This is a genomic window from Vibrio sp. 10N.222.46.A1, assembly GCF_041473595.1.
Classification (GTDB): domain Bacteria; phylum Pseudomonadota; class Gammaproteobacteria; order Enterobacterales; family Vibrionaceae; genus Vibrio; species Vibrio tasmaniensis_A.
The window spans coordinates 1-6668 of the sequence record NZ_JBFRSN010000505.1; the positions used below are offsets into that span (position 1 = coordinate 1).

Here is a 6668-nt window from a genome sequence, read left to right on the forward strand (position 1 = left end):
GGGTGGTCTAGCAGCACTTGCAGCAAAGCATCCTTAAGTTGGAAACTCTCTAAACCATTAAGTACAAATGGCTCATCGTCTTCCATCACAGGAAGTGGCGGCTCAAATACCACTTTTAGGCGGCGATTAAAGAAGTACTGCACTGGCAAACGCCAAAAACGCTGTAACTCAACCAAATCGAGTTCTAACGGGTACGTCGCACCCAACAAATAGTCATCCAATGCACGATTGAATTCACCACTGCGTTCACCGGTACGGTTAGCCGCTGGAAGCCACTCTTTGGCGTAACTCAGCACATGGCTCGCATCACCTTGAGTAAACGCAGCAGGGCTGAACGGTGTCATGGTGTGTTCAAAGCTGATCGCTTGAGTCAGCTTGATGCCTGAATCATCACTTGGTAAGGCTTGATCGTCACTCAAACAGTAGTTCTGTTGGCAGTATTCAATCAACTCTGAAACCAATACCGATGGCACTCGCTCAGTATTATCCTTAATCGAACGGCCGACATAGCTGATGTACAAACACTCTTGTGCTGACATCATCGCCTCTAAGAATAGATAGCGGTCATCATCACGGCGAGAACGATCCCCTGGTCGTGTGCGTCCGTTCATTAGATCAAAACCTTCTGGTGGCATTGAGCGAGGGTAAACACCATCGTTCATTCCCAATAGACAAACGGTTTTGAAAGGAATAGAACGCATCGGCATCAAGGTACAAAAGTTAACTTGGCCTGCTAAAAAACGCTGACTAATACGTGCACCCGATAACTTATTATTGAGGTACTGATAGATAATGCTTGGCGACAACTCTTGTTCATACAAGGCATCATCAAGCTGTTCATTCAGTTGCGAAAGCGCATCACGTATCGACTTAAGCACCACCTCGCCTTCCAGTTCAACCGCAAAGAAATCATCAATCATTTGCAGCAAGATTTCACGCCACATATCGATAGATTGAGTTTCAGTTAAGCGTTGACGGTAATGGGCAATACGATCGATAAAGTGAGCTAACTTACCTGCAAGTTCGGCGTTAATGCCTTGAACTTCGTTATAAGCGGCAATCGGAGAGTGTTCAGTTTCAAACAAACCTGCAGAGTCTGACATCGCATAACCCAATAGCATGCGCTGAATGCCGAATAGCCAAGTATTTTGCTCGGTCGCAGGTAAATCAAATTCTGTCGCCGTTGAAGCATCGACACCCCAACGGATACCCGCTTCTTCAACCCATTGCTTGGCTTGCTCGAATTGAAACTCGTCAATACCAAAGCGTGCCATCATCGCAGGAATTTCTAACAGCTCTAGCAACTCAGAAGCTAGACAGCGCGTGTTTGGTAGCGCGACTAACTGCATGAAGGCGGTCAGAATTGGGCTTTCTTGGTCTGCGGTTCTATCAGAGATCGAGTAAGGGATATAACGCTCACCCGGTGCATTACCAAATACCGCCTGAATCGCTGGGCTATAAGCATTAATGTCAGACACCATCACGATGATATCGCGTGGTTTCAGAGTCGGGTTGGTATCAAACATCGCCAACAACTGATCATGAAGGACTTCAACCTCACGCATTGGGCTATGACACGCATGTACGGTTAGAGAGCGATCGCCAAGTTCAACAACCTGTTTATGGTTACTGGAATCTAATATGTGGTCGTCTTGATGTTCTTCTAACTGGAGAATATCGGCTTGCAGTTGATGCAATAGGTTATCTCTCTCAACATCAATAAAGAACTCATGCTCTTCGCAGTCTGATTGAGATAGTAAAAACAGGTTATCTCTGCCCAGTTTCCCCATAGACGCAAGTAAACTATTACCCACGGCTTGGCTGGTATGCAGTTCGTCTTCAATATTAGCTTCAATGCCATCTTTCAATGGTGAAGTTTCACCCTCCAATTTAGGTAAACCATCAACCAACACAAACTGCTTACGACGCTGGGCTTCAACTCTTGCCAAATATTTACGGTCGCGAATATCGCCCCAGTAATGTTGGCAAGGGTTGGTAAACATCAAGTGCACATCAATCTGCTCACCGAGTGCTTTCAACGCATCCATGTAACGAGGAGGCAACGAAGAGATACCAAACACAAATAAGCGTTTAGGCAGATGTTGCAATTTACCTTGTTGATTAGCTAGCGCTTCAATGAAGTCGTGGTACAAGTTCCCACGGTGGTATTTTGATTGGCCTTGAGACAGGGTTTGCTCATAGAGTGCTTGCCACAAAATCGGTTGCCAAGGGTGAGCTTGCTGCCCTTCATCATCGACCAATTCAGCAACGGGCTCTCCCGCTTCCCACATCGCCATCCATTCAGGTCGATACACCAAGTAGCCATCGAAGATATCGGCAATTTTCTCTGCCAATTGGTACAGCTTCGAATCATCTTCGTCGTTTTCAAGGTAGCGTTGTAGAGGTAAAAAATCAGGGTGGTCAAGCTTAGCGGGTAGCAAACTCATCAGCTTCCATGTCATCGCTTCCTTGTTAAAAGCACTGCGTTTAGGTACATCAGGAAGCACTTGGGTAAACATATCCCAAATGAAGGTTGCTGGAAGTGGGAAATCGATATTTGCTGCTACGCCAAACTCTTTGGCGAGTTCCATCTTAAGCCATTGAGACATGCCTGGGCTCTGAACCAAGATCTGCTCTTTTTCGAAAGGATTGGCCAAAGGGTCACTTTTAATTAAGTGAACGAGAAGGATTTTTAAAGTATCGACTTTATTGGAATGGTAAACAGTAAACAAAGTGCACTCACGCTAATCTTGCCACAATATAAAGCCAGATTAGCATAAGTGCCGTGTTTGGATTAGGAATATAAGCTTATGAAATACTGAAAACTTAAGGTCCGTTTATCTTTTGAACTATTGCTTCTTACAATCTACTGCCTACCGCACTTAGAACACGGTGAGGTTTGTAATTCATGTAATAACGAACCGCCACATAACCCACTACAAACGTTGCCACAATCAATTCTAGATACGCTAGGTTGAAGACTTGATCCACATAGTGAGTTTCCACACCAACAGTTTGCATCCAAGCCGCCAATTTGAATAGCGCCGTTGCACCAATCACGATTGGGAATGTAAACGCCGCATAGCCAGGGCTGAATGGCAGACGAAGTAGTTTGAAAAACGCGATGTAGATAATAAACGTCATCAACACTGCAATGCCAAAGAGTAACCCAATGATCACTGGCGAAGGATTTGCCGTCACCGTTAGGTAGCCAGCTAAAGATAGACTTGCTGGTGCCGCCATAATCGCAATCGTTGGTTTTGCTGCGTCAGGCACTTCGTGAGAGAAGATCAAGCGGTAAACCATTATTGGTAGCATTACCGCATAAACCAATAAGCCAAAGACTAAAGTCGCGTGAGCAACGGGCTCTAAGATCGGGTTACCTGAAAAAGAAACGTCTGCCACGATAATACCGATTGGTGGCACAAACCAGCTTGGCACCATGTGGTGAATCTCAAAGTTTTTAGCTCTGTGGTATAAGAAGCTCACCAAGAACACGACATGTAACGCTACCGAAGCGAGCCACACAGCTTCTTGTAAGAATTGAGAGATTGGAGCCAACGAAGCAGACACCACCATACAACCCATTGCGAATGTGGGTACAACACTGCCGACAACAGGGTGAGCAAGATCTGCACGTAATAAGTGGCCGTGAATCAAAAATTTCACAGCTAAAACAAGAAGCAATACCGCCGCAATACCAGCACTGACCCACTGCACCAAACCCGGTGTGTGCAAAATACCTTGTGCGACTAAAACACCATCCCAACACCAGCCTAAACTTGCAATTGCGAGTGCTAACCCTGCCATGGGAGTTGGAGCTCCTGTTAATCTATATTTAATACGTTGAATCATGTCAGCCTCTCTTAAACTTAATTCACTAAACTTGTGAACTCATCAGCTTGTTGAAGCCATAATACGCTTGCGCTTCGTTAAACAATATCCAATTATATATAACAAATGTTCATTAATACTGAACGATACCTTTCCACCAGCAGCGTAAAACTAGGAACCTGATGGCTAATATTTCAATCAAACAACTCAAAGTGTTTGTCACTATTACCCAGCATTCGACATTGACCGCAGCCTCTGAGGCTCTGTTTCTGTCTAAGGCCGCTGTCAGCATGGCGCTAGGCGAAATGGAGAAACAACTCGGTCACTCTCTATTTGACCGGGTTAATAACCGATTAATTCTCAATCAAGAAGGACAAAAGCTTCTTCCTTTGGCGGATGAGATATTACATCGTGCTGCTGGTATTGATGTTTTGTTCCGTGACGACCAGCCTTTAAGTGGCAATCTAAAGGTCGGTGCGAGTGACACAATTGGTAATCAGGTCGCACCGTTTATTCTGTCTGGCTTTCGCGAGCTAACTCAGCATCAAGATCAGAGCTTATTCATTTCAAACAGTGCGCTGATCTGCCAAAAGTTGGTGGATTATGAACTGGATATCGCGTTAATTGAAGGAAAAACACTCCATCCGGAGTTGATCTCTAGCCAGTTCAGTAGCGATGAAATGTGTATTATTGTTAGTAATCAACACCCTCTCAATTCAAAAGAAAAAGTGATTTTAAGCGATTTAGAAGATAGTCATTGGATTTTACGTGAGTCTGGTTCAGGCACTCGCGAGTTTTTCCTTCGTGCCGTCGCACCGCGTATCGAACACTGGTATGAATCCTTTGAACTCAACACCACCGAGGCGATCATCAATTCAGTTTCTGCCAATCTTGGATTCGCGTGTTTATCACGACTGGCGGCGCAACGAGCAATTGACTCAGGCCGAGTGAAAGCACTCGATGTCCCACTCGACATGAAACGACGTTTCTGGATGCTGGTACACAAAGACAAATACCAGAGCCCGCTGCTGAAATCTTTCATGAGTTATTGTGAAGACTGGGCTACACATCAAGATTGAGGCCGCATTGTTAGGGCTCCAACTGGACTTTTAACATCAGAAACTGTATAAAAAGCCAGTAAAATTTTATCAAACTTAGAGGATTAACCATGGCTGTTATCGTCAAGTACGTGGTCGAACGCAACGGAGAAGAGAAAATGACTTTTACCTCTAAAGCCGAAGCTGACGCATACGACAAAATGCTGGATATGGCTGATGAGCTTTTTGAACTATTAAGCAAAAGCGATTTAGTTGAAGATGAAGGCAAGCAAGAAGAGCTTGCTATGTACCTAGCGAAGAACAAAGAAGAAGTTCTTTACGCATTAGGTGCTAAGCGTAAACCAGCTCCGAAAAAAGAAAAGAAGCTTGAAGCAGTTGAAGACGCAGAAGAAGATGCCGCTTAATTAGCTGAAGTTTTCTAAAAAACGTCAATAATGTCTCTAATCAGAGCTCGTTATTGGCGTTTTTTTATACTTATCGAAATATAATGAACTCTGTTTATAGTCGAAATCGCTCTAAACATTCGCTTGCACAAAAGTGTGATTAAGATCTAATCTATAGCCATCAGGTGATGGGGTTCCACCTAAGCTTTTGCTTCAACCGCCCGTTCTTTTGAACCGTGCTAATGACTCCTACAGAATCGAAAACAGGTAATACTGTTGGATGTATCGCTACTCCTCCATTTTGGAATGGACTTAGTCTATTAAGACCGAGCTTCATGACACCTTTGGATGATCGATACTCAAGATCTGTAGTGAATTAGCCACACCTCTTCCAACACGTCCTGTTTTCTCAACGCCCTAGGTCTTAAATGGCTCTATCAGTGAGAAAACATTATGCACTACTCTTCAGAAATTCAATCAATGTGCCCTATTCAAAGGGGTGATCTTCACACTTCAGCTCCAATTCCAGTTGAAGGCGCCATGGTTAGCCCAAAAGATGTCATCGCTATTTCTGGTTTAAGCCATGGCGTCGGCACTTGTGCACCACAACAAGGTGCAGCAAAACTAACGCTGAACGTAAAAAACGGCATCATCGAAGAAGCGCTAATCGAAACGATTGGTTGTTCAGGCATGACTCAATCAGCCGCGATGGCAGCCGAAATCCTCACAGGAAGAACCATTCTTGAAGCTCTGAATACTGACTTGGTGTGTGACGCTATTAACGTAGCCATGCGTGAAATCTTTCTGCAATTCGTTTACGGTCGAACTCAATCCGCATTCTCTGAAGGCGGCCTAGAAATTGGCGCAGCATTGGAAGACTTAGGTCAAACACAACGTAGCCAAGTAGGCACCAGCTATTCAACCTCAGCTAAAGGCGTTCGTTACCTAGAGCTTGCAGAAGGCTACGTGACCAAGCTTGCACTTGATGATCACAGCGAAGTGATTGGCTACGAATATCTCAACCTCGGCAAAATGATGAAGGCGATTAACCAAGGCATGCCAGCTAATGAAGCTGCTGACCTTGCGACGGGGACTTATGGTCGCTTCGATGAAGCCGTTACCACCATTAACCCACGCCAACACTAATTTTGCCAATTTAGAGGAAAGATATGATGAACACTCAATTTAATGAATCAGTAACTCGCGTATTGGCAGAAATGAACTTCGACTCTTTAGAGCAAGCGAACCAATACTGTCTATCACACAATGTCGCCCCAAAAGCGCTAGTGATGGATACCCAACCTATTGCTTTCGAAAGCGCTGCCGATGCCTATATCCTTGGCTCAGCACTGGCGCTATTTCGCAAAGCCACCAGCGCAGAACAAGCTGCGAA

6 protein-coding genes and 1 riboswitch are annotated in these 6668 nt (G+C 44.8%); of the genes, 4 read left to right on the forward strand and 2 right to left on the reverse strand.

Annotated elements, in window-relative coordinates; genetic code table 11:
- The coding region (gene recC / locus AB4496_RS14820; protein WP_372131236.1) for an exodeoxyribonuclease V subunit gamma at window positions 1–2732 on the reverse strand (2732 nt) is incomplete at its 3' end.
- 127 nt (window positions 2733–2859) lie between these two features.
- Entirely contained in the window at window positions 2860–3855 is a 996-nt protein-coding gene (locus tag AB4496_RS14825) for a TDT family transporter (protein ID WP_032555327.1), read from the reverse strand.
- A 161-nt stretch (window positions 3856–4016) separates the two neighbouring features.
- Here AB4496_RS14825 and AB4496_RS14830 point away from each other — a divergent pair, with 161 nt between their 5' ends.
- The 4 genes from AB4496_RS14830 to AB4496_RS14845 form a co-directional block, all read left to right on the forward strand.
- Complete coding sequence (locus tag AB4496_RS14830) at window positions 4017–4913, forward strand: LysR family transcriptional regulator (protein ID WP_009848350.1); 897 nt, start codon at window positions 4017–4019, stop codon at window positions 4911–4913.
- 89 nt (window positions 4914–5002) lie between these two features.
- Window positions 5003–5296, forward strand: a complete 294-nt coding sequence (locus tag AB4496_RS14835; RefSeq protein ID WP_004735185.1) for a YebG family protein — start codon at window positions 5003–5005, stop codon at window positions 5294–5296.
- A gap of 154 nt (window positions 5297–5450) precedes the next feature.
- Window positions 5451–5534: riboswitch (Fluoride riboswitch) on the forward strand.
- Between the two features lie 194 nt (window positions 5535–5728).
- Window positions 5729–6421, forward strand: a complete 693-nt coding sequence (locus tag AB4496_RS14840) for an iron-sulfur cluster assembly scaffold protein (protein WP_009848349.1) — start codon at window positions 5729–5731, stop codon at window positions 6419–6421.
- A gap of 23 nt (window positions 6422–6444) precedes the next feature.
- A partial coding sequence (locus tag AB4496_RS14845; RefSeq protein WP_372131238.1) for a GGGtGRT protein occupies window positions 6445–6668 on the forward strand: 224 nt, incomplete at its 3' end.